This is a genomic window from Streptomyces sp. NPDC037401 (genome assembly GCF_055602345.1).
Genome location: NZ_JBVJWO010000012.1, coordinates 129,608 through 142,644 on the forward strand (window position 1 = coordinate 129,608; position 13,037 = coordinate 142,644).

The window sequence follows — 13,037 nt, forward strand, 5'->3', positions numbered from 1 at the left end:
ACCAGTCGGTATGCCGTCCAGAGGGGCGGCCGAAAACCGGCCGCCGAGGGCACGGTCACGCATGACATTGCACGGTCACACGTGACCCCGCCCCCTCACGCGTGACAGGCGACCGGCATCCCGCCGTTCATGGCCGCCATGTCCGAGAACACCGTCACCAGGTCCAGCGGCGATCCGCCCGGCGCCCCGCCGAGCTCCGCGTACGCCCGGTGCAGGTTGGCGACCAGCCGCTCGCTCTCCCGCCAGGCGGCGAACTCGCCCAGATCCGCCTGCTGCGCGGTCTCCAGCGGGGTCAGCCCCTTGGCCCGCCCCTCCCGGGCGAGCTCCAGCACGTAGCGCAGGTAGCGTTCCGTGGCGTCGTACGCCGACGCGTCGGTCAGCGGGCCGTGCCCCGGCACCACCGTCTCCGCGCCCAGCCCGCGCAGCAGCTCCAGCGCCGCCAGCGAGCCGGCCAGCGACCCCATGGGCACGAACGGCGTCCCGCCGGCGAACACCAGGTCCCCGGTGAACACGACGCGCTGCCGCGGCAGCCACACCACGGAGTCCCCGGTGGTGTGCGCCGCCCCCGGGTGCAGCAGCTGCACCTCCGTGTCGCCCAGGTGCAGGGTCAGCCGGTCCGTGTACGTGACCGTGGGCGCGGCGATGCGGATGTCGCCGAACTCCGTCTGCGGCCAGATCAGGTGCAACTGGTGCCCCGCGTCGAGCTGTTCGGCACGGCACCGCTCGTGCCCGACGACCGTGGCGCCGGGCACGAACACGCAGTTGCCGTAGGTGTGGTCCCCGTGGTGATGGGTGTTCACCACCGTGTCGGGCAGCGGCATTCCGGCGCCGAGCACCACCTCGCGCAGCCGCTCGGCCCGCCGCCGGGTCGCCGCCGTGTCGACGAGCAGGGTCCGGCCCCCGTCGCCGACGAACCCCGCGTTGTTCAGGCACCAGCCCCCGTCGGGCTGTACGTACGCGTGCACTTCGGGCGTCAGGCGGACGGTGTACGGATCCTCGACGGCCATGCGTTCTCCCCGGGTCGCTGCGGCTGGCCCGTGCATCCTGCCAGCCGCCGCCGGGCCCGGGGAGGGGTTCCCCGGCCGTCCTCGGCGGGGTCCGGGGCCCGCCGGGCTCCGGGGCTCGGCTCAACGGGCTCCGGGGCTCAGTGGTCGTCCCAGTGGCCGTCGTGCTGCGCGTGCCGGTGGCCGTCGTGGAGGTAGTCGAGGTGGTCGCCGTGGGCCACCGCCGGATGGCCGCAGCCCTCGCCGTGCGCGTGCTCGTGCGCGGCGTGCGCGACGTGCCCGTCCGGCTCGCATTCGTCCCAGTGCCCGGCGTGTTGCCGGTGCAGGTGGCCGTCGTGGGCGTAGTCGACGTGGTCGCCGTGCGGAACCTCCGTGTGCCCGCAGTCCGGGCCGTGGGAGTGCTGGTGCGTCGGGTGCTCGTGGTGCAGGGTCGTCATGAGCCGAGGCTAGTCCCTACCACCCGGGTATCGCCTGTTATGTACCTGCGCCACGGACAAGCCCGGCCATCCGACGAGATGACCGCCGGACGAGACGTTCCTCCTACCGGCCGGTCAGGCCACGAGCGCCATCGCGAAGCCCGCCAGCGCCACCGAGCACAGCGTGACCGCCAGCGCCGAGCGCCGTGCCAGGCCCGGCGGCCGCGGCGCCGCGAGCTCCCGGATCCGCCGGTGCCCCACCCACAGGAACCCAACCCAGAGCAGCGCGATCAGTGCCGTGCCGACGGTCTCCACCGCCGTGCCCTCCCCGCGCGCGGCCTGCTTGACGGCCAGGACGGCCACGACGGTGCACGTCAACGTCGTACGGCGCCACGCCAGCCGGGTCCGCTCCGGCTGCAGCCCCGGATCGCGGGCCTCGTCCCCGCTCACTGGTCGCTCCAGCCGAACAGCACCACCAGCACCATCGCCACCGCCACCAGCCCCACGCCGAGGCTCAGCAGCACGGGGAACCGCGACACCGGCAGGTCCTCGCCACGTCGCATGGCAATTTCACATCGCACCCAGTGGTTGACTGCCCGCAGCGAGCACAGGGCCCCCACCGCCAGCAGCGCCAGCGCCATGCCGACCCGCACGCCCCACCGCAGGTCGGGCAGGAACTGGTCCACCGCGAACCCGCCGCCCACCAGCGCCAGCGCCGTCCTGATCCACGCCAGGAACGTCCGCTCGTTGGCGAGCGAGAACCGGTAGTCGGGCGTACGTCCCTCGTCCCGCAGCCGCTGCGGCGCGAACCAGAGCCGTACGTCCCTCACGAAGTCGATCACACGGCGAATCTACTGGGCCCGCCCCGCGCGGAACGCGAGCAGCCGCCGGTACGCCTCCAGCCCGTCCGGCACCCACGGCCAGCTGCCGATCCGCCCGGCGAGCTCCCCCTCGCCGAGCCACGCGTACCAGTCCACCTCCGAGACCTGCGGCGACACCGGCAGCTCGCAGCGCACCTCGTGCACGTACGACCACCAGGCCCCGCCCTCGCCCTCGTACAGGAACTTGAACAGCGGCTCGGGCTGCGGCAGCCCGGCGACCCCCAGCTCCTCCCCGGCCTCCCGGAGCGCGGCCTGCGCGTAGCTCTCGCCGGCGCCCAGCACACCGCCCACGAACATGTCGTAGCGGGAGGGGAAGACCAGCTTGGACGCGGTCCGGCGATGGACGAACACCCGGCCCTGCGCGTCCCTGGCCAGCACGAACGCACAGCGGTGGATCAGCCCGCGGGCGTACACCTCGCCGCGCGGCGCCTGCCCGGTCACCCGGTCCTCCCGGTCCACCACGTCCAGCACTTCGTCGGCGGCACTCATACGGGTCATCCCCTCACCGGTGTTGACTGGTTACCGTCGCGTAGCCAGGATCTGTCCCACCACCCACGGAGGACGGATACGCATGGCGTACGACGCGGACGTAATTGTGATCGGGGCCGGACTCGCGGGGCTCGCCGCCACCGCCGAGCTCGTGGACGCGGGCAGGAAGGTGATCCTCCTCGACCAGGAACCCGAACAGTCCCTCGGCGGCCAGGCCCACTGGTCCTTCGGCGGTCTCTTCTTCGTCGACTCGCCCGAACAGCGGCGGATGCGGATCAAGGACAGCCGCGAGCTGGCCCTCCAGGACTGGTACGGCACCGCCGGCTTCGACCGCCCGGAGGACGCCTGGCCGCGCCGCTGGGCCGAGGCGTACGTCGACTTCGCCGCGGGCGAGAAGCGCCCCTGGCTGCACGCGCAGGGGGTCCGCTTCTTCCCCGTCGTCGGCTGGGCCGAGCGCGGCGGCTACGACGCCAACGGGCACGGCAACTCCGTCCCCCGCTTCCACATCACCTGGGGCACCGGCCCCGGCCTGGTGGCGCCCTTCGAACGCCGGGTCCGCGCCGGTGCGGCCCGCGGCCTGGTCCGGTTCAAGTTCCGGCACCGGGTCACCGGGCTCTCCCGCAGCGCGGGTGCAGTGGACACGGTGACAGGTGACATTCTCCTGCCGTCAGACGCCGTACGCGGCACCGCGAGCAGCCGCGAGGTCACCGGTACCTTCGAACTCCGCGCCCAGGCCGTGATCGTCACCTCCGGCGGCATCGGCGGCAACCACGACCTCGTGCGCAAGCAGTGGCCCGCCCGCCTCGGGACCCCGCCCGCCCGGCTGCTGTCCGGCGTGCCGGCCCACGTCGACGGTCTGATGCTCGGCATCGCCGAAGCCGCGGGCGCCCGCCACATCAACCGCGACCGCATGTGGCACTACACCGAGGGCATCGAGAACTGGAACCCCATCTGGGCCCGCCACGGCATCCGGATCCTGCCCGGCCCCTCCTCGCTGTGGCTGGACGCGACCGGCAAGCGGCTGCCCGTACCGCTCTTCCCCGGCTTCGACACGCTCGGCACCCTCGACCACATCATGAAGACCGGCCACGACCACACGTGGTTCGTGCTCAACCAGCGCATCATCGGCAAGGAGTTCGGCCTCTCCGGATCCGAACAGAACCCGGACCTGACCGGCAGGTCGATCCGCGACGTCATCAACCGTGCCCGCGCGGAAGTGCCCGCCCCCGTCAAGGCGTTCATGGACAACGGCGCCGACTTCGTCGTCGAACGCGACCTCGCCGCCCTGGTGCGCGGTATGAACGCGATCACCAAGGAAGACCTCGTCGACGAGGACGTGCTGCGCCGCGAGATCACCGCACGCGACCGCGAGATAGCCAACCCCTTCACCAAGGACCTCCAGGTCACCGCCATCCACGGGGCCCGCAAGTACCTCGGCGACCGGCTGATCCGCACCGCCGCCCCGCACCGCGTCCTCGACCCCGCGGCGGGCCCGCTGATCGCCGTACGCCTGAGCATCCTCACCCGCAAGTCCCTGGGCGGGCTCGAAACGGACCTCGACTCCCGGGTCCTCGCCGACGGCGGCGAACCGCTGCCCGGCGTGTATGCGGCGGGCGAGGCTGCCGGGTTCGGCGGCGGCGGGGTCCACGGCTACCGCTCCCTGGAAGGCACCTTCCTCGGCGGCTGCCTCTTCTCCGGCCGCGCCGCCGGCCGCTCGGCGGCCCGCGCCACCGCCTGAGGCAGCCACCGCCTGGGGCAGCCACCGCCTGAGGCAGCCACCGCCCGTCGGGCGCCACGCCCGAGGGAAGGCCGGCCCCCGTCCTCAGCCCTCGCCGCGCTCCAGCAGCTCGGCGACCCGGAACCGCTCCGCGACGACCGGCGTGTCATCGCCGACCGTGAACTCCGGGTCGCCGAGGATCTCGCGCATCTCCGCGCTGTGCCAGAACTCCTCGTGGACGGTGCGCCATTCGGCCACCGTCGTGTACCCCTCGCCCTCGTCCAGCGCATGCCCGAGCCCCACGTCCGCGAGCCGCAGCACCTCCACGGCCGTCACCTCGACGACAGCCACCGGACACCCGTCGGAGTCCAGCATCACGGACCGGTCCCCGGCCTTCGGCAGCTCCTCGCCCTCGGCCTCGTACTCGGCGACCAGCCCGGTGGTGCTGGTCTTCGCCCCGCTCAGCGTGGCGGCCACCAACTGGTCGCGCAGCGGCCCCGGGAAGCCCAGCAGGAACGGCGGCAGGTCTTCGTATGCACTCATTTCCTCACGCTAACCCGGCCCGTGCGGCGCCCGCGCGGGTGGAGTGCCCCAACTGGTGCCAGTTTCACACCAGTTCAAAACACGCCACGCTCTGGACCAGACCTTGACTCGGAGCAACCCCTACCGCTTTGCTGTGCGTGATCATTCGGACGCCGTCCGGCGCCAGCCGGCCCCCTGCGGACAGCGTCAGCCCCACGAATAGGGTCCTGGAGGGAAGTTCCGCGGATGTCTCCGCCTCCGCCGCCTCTCGGCCGCCCCCGGAAGAAGGACGCGCAGCTCTTCGACCCGGCCCTCTGCGACACCGAACTCATCGACGTACGCACCCAGTTCGCCCAGGGCCGCTGGTCCAAAGCGCGCTCCCTGCTCGTCGCCACCGGCGACGACTGGGACCGCCGCGGCCACCGCGTCGTCGTGCTCGCCCAGACCCCGGCCGCCACGGCATGGGCCCGCGAGTGGCTCCTCGCCGAACCCGAGAGCGCCGACGCCGCGACCCTCCTCGCCTGCGCCACCGTCTTCTCCGCCCTGCGCCGCAAAAGCTCCGCCGAAGCCGCCGAACAGGCCTGCCGCACGGCCGCCGCCCGCGTGCCCGCCGACCCCACCCCCTGGCTCGGCCTGCTGCTCCTGGCCGGCGCGCTGGGCACCGGCGAGGAGTTCAGCCGCCACTTCGACCAGGTCCGCGCCCGCCACCGGGAGCACCACCACGCCCACCACCTGATGGTCGCACGCCTCGCCGAGAGCGCCCCCTCGAGCGGCCACGACCCGCTGCACGAGGTCTACGACTTCGCCGCCTGGGCCGCCGAGGAGTCCCCGGCCGACTCCCCGCTCGCCGTCCTCCCCGTCATCGCCCACGCCGAGCGCTACCGCGTACTCGCCGCAGCGGGCCAGGCGCCGGACCCAGCCGACCACTGGTCCGGCCGCCGCGCCCGCCAGGTCCTGCGGTCGGCGTTCGACTGGTGGCTCGAATGGGAGCGCGAGGACCACCCGCGCAACCGCATCGACCTCAACTTCCTGGCCCACGCGAAACTCTGCGAGGGCCGCCCCGCCGAAGCCGCCGCCCTCTTCCACCGCATTGGGCGGCACGCCACCCGCGCCCCCTGGTCGTACCCGGACCGGGACCCGCACAAGGCGTTCCTCGCCGCGCGCACCGCTGCGCTCGGCTCCGCTTGACCGTCCGGCGCCGCCGGCAGACCCCCGAAAGGACCACCCGCCATGACGTCGGGCAGATCCACCACGCTGAGCGGTACGGCCGAGATCCGCACGTACAAGGGACAGGACCGCGCCCTGCGCGCGGACCGCCTCGGCACCGCAGGCCTCCTGCTGTCCGTGCTCGCCGCGAGCGCACCCCTCATGGTGGTGGCCGGCGTCATGCCGACCACCTTCGCCGTGATGGGCGTCGTCGGACAGCCCCTGCTCTTCGTGATCCTCGGCGTGGTGCTGGCGCTCTTCAGCATCGGCTACGCGGAGATGAGCCGGCACGTCCACAACGCCGGCGCCTTCTACGCCTACATAGCCCGCGGCCTCGGCCCCACCGCCGGTGCGAGCGCCTCCTTCGTCGCCCTCGTCGCCTACAGCGCCATGCAGGTCGGCGTGTACGGCATCCTCGGCTTCGAGGTCTCGGGCCTGTGCGCCACCTACCTCGACACCGAGGTCGCCTGGTGGATACCCGCCCTCGCCGCCGTCGCCCTCACCGGCGCACTCGGCTGGCTCAAGATCGACCTGAACGCCCGCGTGCTCGGCGTCCTGCTGCTCGTCGAATGCCTCCTCGTCGTGGTCTTCGACATCGCGGCCCTCGCCGAACCCGGCAAGGAAGGCCTCTCGCTCCACGCCTTCAACCCCGACACCCTCAGCGGCGCGGGCCTCGGCACCGCCCTGTGCTTCTGCATCGCCGCCTTCGTCGGCTTCGAGCAGTCCCCGGTGTACGCCGAGGAGACCAGCAAGCCGCACATCGTCGTGTCACGTGTGATGTTCCTCGCCGTCGGCTTCGTCGCCCTCTTCTTCGCCCTCAGCTCCTGGGCCCTGACCGTCGCCACCGGCCCCGGCGCCATCGTCAAGTCCTCCGCCGAGGCGGGCCCCGGCCTGCTCTTCGCGCTCACCGAGGGCCGCCTGGGCACGGCGTTCACCGACGTCCTGCACGTCCTGTTCGTGACCGGCATGTTCGCCGCCATGCTCAGCTTCCACAACGTCGTCGCCCGCTACGCCTTCGCGATGGGCCGCGAGGGCCTGCTCCCGGCGGCGTTCGGCCGCACCAGCGCCACCAGCGGCGCGCCCGCCACCGGCTCCCTGCTCCAGACCGTGATCTCCGTCGTGGTCGTCGCGGCCTTCGCGCTCACCGACGACATGCCGGCCGGCGACCCCACCACGCCGGTGCTGCGCCTGCTGACCTGGATGGGCAACGTCGGCGCCCTCGGCATCATCCTGCTCATGGCCGCCGCCTCCGTCGCCGTCATCGCGTTCTTCGTCCGCCGCGGCGCGGCCGGCGCCCAGATGTGGCGGCTGCTCGCCGCCGGCCTCGCCGGCCTCGCGCTGCTCGGCATCGCCGTCTACACCGTCAAGGACTTCGACGTCCTCGTCGGCGCCGGCCCCGGCTCCTCCCTCAGCTGGGTCCTGCCCGGCATCATCGCCGTGGCCGCCGTCACGGGCCTGGCCGTCGGACTGGTCCTGCGCCGCACGAACCCCGAGGCGCACGCCCGCATAGGCCTCGGCAACGAGGCCTTCCGCCTCGACCAGGCCGCCGAGGACGCCGCCGTCCGCGAGGGCTGACCGGCCCTCTCCCGACCGGCCCCGCCCTCCACCGGCCTCCGACCGGTCCCGCTCTCCACCCGGCCTACGGCCGGCCACTGCGGCCACCGGCCCCGGCACCCTTCCACGGGGCGCCGGGGCCGCTGTCGTGTGGCGGCTACACATAATCCGAACTGCCGGTTTTGGCTGATCCGCGCCCCCATGGTCTCCTTGGGGCCGAAACACCCAAGCCCGGGTCCGCCCTCACCGGTCGGCCCCAGGGCGCCGGGTCACCACCGGGGCGATCCCCGGCGGTGCGGAGCGCTGCGTGCCATGCCGCGGCCTCCGGCACCGAATGGGGACACCCTGACCTCCTTCGTGCCGCCCGGACCTGCCCGTCCCACCCACGAAGGCGAAGTCATAGATGAGTGACCGCACCCTGACCGAGGCCGGTCAGCCGCTCGGTAGCGACCGGACCGCCCCGGCGGCCCCGCACGTCGATGCCGGTGACGAGGGCTACAGCAAGGACCTGAAGTCCCGCCACATCAACATGATCGCGATCGGCGGGGCGATAGGCACCGGCCTGTTCCTCGGCGCCGGCGGCAGGCTCGCCGGAGCGGGCCCGTCCCTCGCGATCGCGTACGCGGTCTGCGGTGTCTTCGCCTTCTTCGTCGTACGGGCGCTCGGCGAGCTCGTCCTGTACCGGCCCTCGTCCGGTGCGTTCGTCAGCTACGCGCGCGAGTTCATGGGGGAGAAGGGCGCCTACACCGCGGGCTGGCTGTACTTCCTCAACTGGTCCACGACCACCGTCGCGGACATCACCGCGGCCGCGACGTACGCCCACTTCTGGGCCATGTTCAGCGACGTCCCGCAGTGGATCCTGGCGCTGATCGCCCTCTCCGTGGTCCTGGCCGCGAACCTCATCTCGGTCCGGTACTTCGGCGAGATGGAGTTCTGGTTCTCGATCGTCAAGGTCGGCGCCCTGGTCGCCTTCCTGCTGGTCGGCATCTACCTCGTCGCGACCCGCCAGCCCATCGACGGCCACACCCCGGGCCTGTCCTCCATCACGGACAACGGCGGGCTCTTCCCCGCGGGCGTCCTGCCGATGCTCCTGGTGATCCAGGGCGTCGTCTTCGCGTACGCCTCCGTCGAGCTGTGCGGCGTCGCCGCCGGCGAGACCGAGAACCCCGAGAAGATCATGCCGAAGGCGATCAACTCGATCATGTGGCGCGTCGGCGTCTTCTACGTCGGCTCGGTGGTCCTGCTGGCGCTGCTGCTCCCGTACACGGCGTACTCGTCCGACCAGAGCCCGTTCGTCACGGTCTTCGACAAGCTCGGCATCCCCGGCACCGCCGGGATCATGAACCTCGTCGTCCTGACCGCCGCGCTCTCCAGCCTCAACTCGGGCCTCTACTCGACCGGCCGCATCCTGCGGTCGATGGCGATGTCGGGCTCCGCGCCGCGGTTCACCGCGCGCATGAACAAGGGCAAGGTCCCCTACGGCGGCGTGCTGTTCACGGCCGCCTTCGGCGTGGCGGGCGTCGGCCTGAACTACTGGATGCCGGGCGAGGCCTTCGAGATCGTGCTCAACCTCGCCTCGATCGGCATCCTGGGCACGTGGGCGATGGTCATGGTCTGCTCGCTGCTCTTCTGGCGCCGCGCGCAGGACGGCCGCGTCACGCGCCCCGGCTACCGGCTCCCCTGGGCTCCGTACACGCAGATCGTCACCCTCGTCTTCCTCGCCACCGTGCTGGTGCTGATGTGGTGCGACGGCGGCGTCGGCCGTCAGACCGTCATGTTCCTGCCCCTGATCGCCGCCGCCCTGGTCGGCGGCTGGTTCCTGGTCCGCGGCCGCGTCGCCGAGCTCGCGGCGGCGTCCGGAAAGGAGTCCCGATGAGCACCTCGTCCCCGGCACCGGCCCCGCAGGCCGGCCGGGCACCCGCCATCCGCGTACCCGGTCACATTGCACTGGCGCATGTCATACGTGACGGTCTGGTGGAGGGCGTCCACCACGGCTCCGTCATCGTGCTCGCCGCCGACGGAAGCGTCGAGTACGCCGCCGGGGACCCGGAGGCGGCCTTCTACCCGCGCTCCGCCCTCAAGCCCCTCCAGGCCCTCGGCATGCTCCGCGCGGGCCTCGACCTCGACGGCGGGCTGCTGGCCCTCTCGGCCGCCAGCCACTCCGGCGAGGCGATGCACCAGGAGGGCGCGGAAACGATCCTGCGCGCGGCCGGCCTCACCCCCGAGGCCCTGCGCAACCCGGCCGACCTCCCGTACGGCCCCGCCGTCCGGGACCGCTGGCTCGCCGCCGGGCACGGCCCCTCGCGCCTCGCGCACAACTGCTCCGGCAAGCACGCGGCGATGCTCGCCCTCTCGCAGGCCCGCGGCTGGTCCCTGGAGGACTACCTCGACCCCGGGCACCCGCTGCAGCGCGAGATCACCGCGACGGTCACCGAACTGACCGGCGCACCGCCCGCGCACACCACCGTCGACGGCTGCGGAGCCCCGCTCTACTCCGTCTCCCTCCACGGCCTGACCCGTGCGGTCGCCGCGATCGCCACCGCCGCCCCCGGCACCCACGAGGCCCGCCTCGCGGACGCGATCCGCACCCACCCGCACATGGTCGCGGGCACCGGACGCGACGTCACCGACCTGATGCGCGCGATCCCCGGCCTGATCGCCAAGGACGGCTTCGAGGCCGTCCAGGTCGCGGCGCTGCCCGACGGCCGGGCGATCGGAGTCAAGATCGCCGACGGTTCCGACCGCGCCCGCCTGCCCGTCACGGCGGCCGCACTGGCCATCGCGGGCGTGGACCCGGCCCTGCTGGCGCCGTTCGCCACGACCCCCGTGCTCGGCGGCGGCCGGGTCGTCGGCGCCATCCGCCCCACCGGCACCCTCTCCGAGCGCTCGGCCCTCGCGGCCTGACCGCCCGGACGCACGACAGGGCCCCCGGTCCGGGACCGACTCCCGGACCGGGGGCCCTTCGGCATCTCACGGCGGACCGTGCACCCGCCATCCGCTCGAGGCCCGCTCGTGGCGCACTCGCGGCCCGCCGGCGGAACACCGGGCAGCGGCCGCAGGGACACCGGGGGCGCGCAACCGCAAGCACACGACCGCCGGTACGGAACCAGCGGCACGGGAACGACAAAAGAACCCCAGCCGAAGCTGGGGTTCTTTCTCTGTGTCCGAGGGGGGACTTGAACCCCCACGCCCGATAAAGGGCACTAGCACCTCAAGCTAGCGCGTCTGCCATTCCGCCACCCGGACTAGGTGTCTGTCTCGCGTCCCTTCCGGGCCGCTCCGACGAAGAGAACATTACCAGGGATTCGGAGTGGTCCGATCACGCCCCCCGACCGGCGCGGACAGGCCTTGGGCAGGGGCGTGCGGCGGGCGAGGATGGGGAGGACCTTCACATACGGCTGACGACAGTGGGAGGAATCGGCGTGAGCGATTCGAGCGCGGGCACGAGCAGGTCCGGTGAGGACGAGGTCGTCGACCTCTGCCGGGACCTGATCCGCATCGACACGAGCAACTACGGGGACCACTCCGGGCCGGGGGAGCGCAAAGCGGCCGAGTACGTCGCCGAGAAGCTCGCCGAGGTCGGCCTGGAGCCGCAGATCTTCGAGTCCCACAAGGGGCGCGCGTCCACGGTCGCGCGGATCGAGGGCGAGGACCCGTCCCGGCCCGCACTGCTGATCCACGGGCACACCGACGTGGTTCCGGCCAACGCGGCCGACTGGACGCACCACCCCTTCTCGGGCGAGGTCGCCGACGGCTGCGTCTGGGGCCGCGGCGCGGTCGACATGAAGGACATGGACGCCATGACCCTGGCGGTCGTACGGGACCGGCTGCGCAGCGGCCGCAAGCCCCCGCGCGACATCGTCCTGGCCTTCCTCGCCGACGAGGAGGCCGGCGGCCTGTACGGCGCCCGCCATCTGGTCGACAAGCACCCCGGCCTGTTCGACGGCGTCACGGAGGCCATCGGCGAGGTCGGCGGCTTCTCGTTCACCGTCAACGAGAACCTGCGGCTCTACCTGGTCGAGACGGCCCAGAAGGGCATGCACTGGATGCGGCTCACGGTCGAGGGCACCGCGGGCCACGGCTCCATGACGAACAACGACAACGCCATCACCGAGCTGTGCGAGGCCGTGGGCCGGCTCGGCCGCCACACCTGGCCGGTGCGCGTGACCAAGACCGTGCGGTCGTTCCTGGACGAGCTCTCGGACGCCCTGGGCACCGAGCTCGACCCGGAGGACATGGACGCGACCCTCGCCAAGCTCGGCGGGATCGCCAAGATGGTCGGCGCGACGCTCAGGAACTCCGCGGCCCCGACGATGCTCGGCGCCGGCTACAAGGTCAACGTGATCCCCGGGCAGGCCACGGCGCACGTCGACGGCCGCTTCCTGCCGGGGTACGAGCAGGAGTTCCTCGCGGACCTCGACCGGCTGCTCGGCCCCCGCGTCAAGCGCGAGGACGTGCACGCCGACAAGGCGCTGGAGACGGACTTCGACGGCCGTCTGGTCGATGCCATGCAGACGGCCCTGAAGGCCGAGGACCCGATCGCGCGCGCGGTCCCGTACATGCTCTCGGGCGGTACGGACGCCAAGTCCTTCGACGACCTGGGCATCCGCTGCTTCGGCTTCGCGCCGCTCCAGCTGCCGCCCGAGCTCGATTTCGCGGGCATGTTCCACGGCGTGGACGAGCGGGTGCCGGTCGACGGGCTGAAGTTCGGCGTGCGCGTTCTGGACCGATTCATCGACAACTGCTGAAGAACCGGCCAGGTGTGCGCATTCCACTGAGAAGAGTGAATGCGCTCATACGCTCGTAGCCCCGGTAGTCCCTCCTCGTTACAGGTGTTGCGGTCCGCGGCTGGGACCGCATTGCCTACTAGGAGGAATAATGATCAAGAAGGTTGCCGCCGTTGCGGCTGCCACCGGTGGCCTGGTTCTCGCGGGTGCGGGTCTGGCTGTCGCCGACGCCGGTGCTCAGGGTGCCGCTGTCGGTTCCCCCGGCGTGCTGTCCGGCAACGTGGTCCAGGTTCCGGTCCACGTTCCCGTGAACGTGTGCGGCAACGCGATCACCGTGATCGGCCTGCTGAACCCGGCGTTCGGCAACACCTGCGTCAACGCCTGATCACGACGCCGATTCTCACCCTCACGAGGGTCTGAGTCCCCGGCCCCGGGGGGGGGGGGGGGGGGGGGGGGGGGGGGGGGGGGGGGGGGTGGGTGGTGGGGGGGGGGGGGGGGGGGGGGGGGGGGGGGGGGGGGAG

Annotated in this window: 13 protein-coding genes and 1 tRNA gene; 7 read left to right on the plus strand and 7 right to left on the minus strand. The window is 72.5% G+C overall.

The genetic code is table 11. The features are described from left to right. Window positions 1–95 precede the first annotated feature (95 nt). The 5 genes from ACZ7H1_RS15070 to ACZ7H1_RS15090 all read right to left on the minus strand — a co-directional run bounded on the left by ACZ7H1_RS15070 (window position 96) and on the right by ACZ7H1_RS15090 (window position 2,790). The gene (locus tag ACZ7H1_RS15070; protein WP_470786841.1) at window positions 96–1,007 is read right to left on the minus strand and encodes an MBL fold metallo-hydrolase; all 912 of its coding nucleotides are present in this window, start codon (window positions 1,005–1,007) and stop codon (window positions 96–98) included. A 137-nt stretch (window positions 1,008–1,144) separates the two neighbouring features. Further along, the gene (locus ACZ7H1_RS15075; RefSeq protein WP_470786843.1) at window positions 1,145–1,441 is read right to left on the minus strand and encodes a hypothetical protein; all 297 of its coding nucleotides are present in this window, start codon (window positions 1,439–1,441) and stop codon (window positions 1,145–1,147) included. A gap of 114 nt (window positions 1,442–1,555) precedes the next feature. Continuing rightward, window positions 1,556–1,870: a DUF202 domain-containing protein gene (locus ACZ7H1_RS15080; protein WP_470786844.1), complete on the minus strand. Its 315-nt coding sequence runs from the start codon at window positions 1,868–1,870 to the stop codon at window positions 1,556–1,558. Further along, window positions 1,867–2,262 (minus strand): YidH family protein, encoded by a 396-nt coding sequence (locus tag ACZ7H1_RS15085; protein ID WP_470786846.1) that lies wholly within the window; start codon window positions 2,260–2,262, stop codon window positions 1,867–1,869. Before ACZ7H1_RS15085 ends, ACZ7H1_RS15080 begins: the two co-directional genes overlap by 4 nt. A 9-nt stretch (window positions 2,263–2,271) precedes the next feature. Further along, complete coding sequence (locus ACZ7H1_RS15090; RefSeq protein WP_470786848.1) at window positions 2,272–2,790, minus strand: NUDIX hydrolase; 519 nt, start codon at window positions 2,788–2,790, stop codon at window positions 2,272–2,274. Window positions 2,791–2,872: 82 nt separating this feature from the next. Between ACZ7H1_RS15090 and ACZ7H1_RS15095 the strand changes: the two genes are divergently transcribed. Next, window positions 2,873–4,528, plus strand: coding sequence for an FAD-binding dehydrogenase (locus ACZ7H1_RS15095; RefSeq protein WP_470786849.1), 1,656 nt, complete (start codon window positions 2,873–2,875; stop codon window positions 4,526–4,528). A gap of 84 nt (window positions 4,529–4,612) precedes the next feature. Here ACZ7H1_RS15095 and ACZ7H1_RS15100 read toward each other — a convergent pair whose 3' ends face one another. After that, on the minus strand, window positions 4,613–5,050 hold the full coding sequence (locus ACZ7H1_RS15100; protein WP_470786851.1) for an ASCH domain-containing protein: 438 nt from the start codon (window positions 5,048–5,050) through the stop codon (window positions 4,613–4,615). A 225-nt stretch (window positions 5,051–5,275) separates the two neighbouring features. On the opposite strand from ACZ7H1_RS15100, the gene ACZ7H1_RS15105 reads away from it, so the two are divergent. The 4 genes from ACZ7H1_RS15105 (at window position 5,276) to ACZ7H1_RS15120 (ending at window position 10,693) form a co-directional block, all read left to right on the plus strand. After that, window positions 5,276–6,217, plus strand: a complete 942-nt coding sequence (locus ACZ7H1_RS15105; protein ID WP_470786853.1) for a hypothetical protein — start codon at window positions 5,276–5,278, stop codon at window positions 6,215–6,217. A gap of 42 nt (window positions 6,218–6,259) precedes the next feature. Further along, window positions 6,260–7,810, plus strand: a complete 1,551-nt coding sequence (locus ACZ7H1_RS15110) for an APC family permease (RefSeq protein WP_470786855.1) — start codon at window positions 6,260–6,262, stop codon at window positions 7,808–7,810. Window positions 7,811–8,192: 382 nt separating this feature from the next. Next, window positions 8,193–9,665: an amino acid permease gene (locus tag ACZ7H1_RS15115; RefSeq protein WP_470786856.1), complete on the plus strand. Its 1,473-nt coding sequence runs from the start codon at window positions 8,193–8,195 to the stop codon at window positions 9,663–9,665. Further along, the gene (locus ACZ7H1_RS15120) at window positions 9,662–10,693 is read left to right on the plus strand and encodes an asparaginase (protein ID WP_470786857.1); all 1,032 of its coding nucleotides are present in this window, start codon (window positions 9,662–9,664) and stop codon (window positions 10,691–10,693) included. The genes ACZ7H1_RS15115 and ACZ7H1_RS15120 overlap by 4 nt, the downstream gene beginning before the upstream one ends. Window positions 10,694–10,950: 257 nt before the next feature. Here ACZ7H1_RS15120 and ACZ7H1_RS15125 read toward each other — a convergent pair. Continuing rightward, window positions 10,951–11,035, minus strand: a tRNA-Leu gene (locus ACZ7H1_RS15125). A 176-nt stretch (window positions 11,036–11,211) separates the two neighbouring features. On the opposite strand from ACZ7H1_RS15125, the gene ACZ7H1_RS15130 reads away from it, so the two are divergent. Both ACZ7H1_RS15130 and chpH read left to right on the plus strand, forming a co-directional pair. After that, the gene (locus ACZ7H1_RS15130; RefSeq protein WP_470786859.1) at window positions 11,212–12,537 is read left to right on the plus strand and encodes a M20/M25/M40 family metallo-hydrolase; all 1,326 of its coding nucleotides are present in this window, start codon (window positions 11,212–11,214) and stop codon (window positions 12,535–12,537) included. A 130-nt stretch (window positions 12,538–12,667) separates the two neighbouring features. Continuing rightward, window positions 12,668–12,901, plus strand: a complete 234-nt coding sequence (gene chpH, locus ACZ7H1_RS15135; RefSeq protein ID WP_470786861.1) for a chaplin ChpH — start codon at window positions 12,668–12,670, stop codon at window positions 12,899–12,901. Window positions 12,902–13,037: the final 136 nt, after the last annotated feature.